The sequence below is a fragment of the Streptomyces sp. CB02980 genome (assembly GCF_014451325.2).
Lineage (GTDB): Bacteria > Actinomycetota > Actinomycetes > Streptomycetales > Streptomycetaceae > Streptomyces.
Genome location: NZ_JACSCH020000062.1, coordinates 1 through 1132 on the forward strand (window position 1 = coordinate 1; position 1132 = coordinate 1132).

At 68.3% G+C, this 1132-nt stretch carries 2 protein-coding genes; one reads left to right on the forward strand and one right to left on the reverse strand.

What is annotated here, in order from left to right; all coding sequences use genetic code 11:
* Positions 1–21: 21 nt before the first annotated feature.
* On the reverse strand, positions 22–468 hold the full coding sequence (locus tag E0F75_RS39725; protein ID WP_229315915.1) for a DUF1772 domain-containing protein: 447 nt from the start codon (positions 466–468) through the stop codon (positions 22–24).
* Between the two features lie 91 nt (positions 469–559).
* Here E0F75_RS39725 and E0F75_RS39730 point away from each other — a divergent pair.
* A partial coding sequence (locus E0F75_RS39730; RefSeq protein WP_229315916.1) for a TetR/AcrR family transcriptional regulator occupies positions 560–1132 on the forward strand: 573 nt, incomplete at its 3' end.

Genomic DNA, 1132 nt, shown 5'->3' on the forward strand with positions numbered 1-1132 from the left:
CGGCGCGGTCGGCGCGTGGGCTCAGGCGAGGGCGGTGACCAGCAGGGTGAAGGCGGCGATGATGACGGCGACGCGGAGGTAGTGGTAGCGGTTCCAGCGCTGCAGCTGCTGCTTCCAGTCGGCGGGCCGGTTCTCGGGGGTCCAGGTCTTGTTCCGGTTGTTGATCGGGACGAGCAGCAGGATCGACATGGCCACGCTGAGGATCAGCAGTCCGGCGGCGGTGACGACGAGTCCGGCGCCGTGGTGGTGCCATCCGGCGACGGCCCAGATCGCGCTGAGGACGAGTGAGCCGATGTACCAGAACGGCATCAGGGCGCCGAGCATCCGGCCGCCGTGGGCGTGGCCGAGCTGGCGGCTGTCTTCGGGAAGCGCGTCCAGGATCCGATTCATGATGAAGGCGACGGAGAACTCCACCCCCACCATCAGGCCGACGATCACCGTGGTGAAGACCTCGAGTGCGTTGAGCATGATGACCCCTCCTGGGATCTAGCGTTGCTAGCTGATGAGGCAACGCTAGTACTACTGCCGCTCGGTTGTCTAGCGGTGCTAGAGTTCTTTCATGTCGGTACAACAACGCAAGGAACGCGAACGGGCGGACCGCGAACGACTCATCGTGGCCACGGCCCGCGAACTCGCCGAGCAGCAGGGCTGGGACGCGGTCACCACCCGCCGGCTCGCCGAGCGCATCGAATACAGCCAGCCCGTCCTCTACAGCCACTTCCGCGGCAAGCGCGAGATCATCGGCGCCGTCGCCCTCCAGGGCGCTGCCGAGATGGCCGTGGCGGTGCGGACCGCGGCCTCCAGGGCGAACAGCCCGCGCGAGCGGGTCGCCGCACTCGCCCGCGCCTACCTCGACTTCGCCACGAGCAACCCCGCGGTCTACGACGCCATGTTCCAGCTCGACGGCGGCCTGGCGTTCGCGCACGAGGACACCCCGGAGCCGCTCAAGGACGCCTTCGCCGCCCTGCTGGAAACCCTCGGCGAGGTCGCCGACGACGGCGTCCACCCAGGACTGTTCACCGAGACCTTCTGGGCGGCGCTGCACGGACTGGCCACCCTGACAAGGGCGGGACGACTGCCGCCGGAACACACCGAATGGAGGGTGGAACTGCTGGTGGACCGGCTCGCCATC

Coding starts and splice junctions, on each gene's coding strand:
- E0F75_RS39725 (WP_229315915.1), bottom strand. CDS start 468: ATGCTCAACGCACTCGAGGTCTTCACCACGGTGATCGTCGGCCTGATG.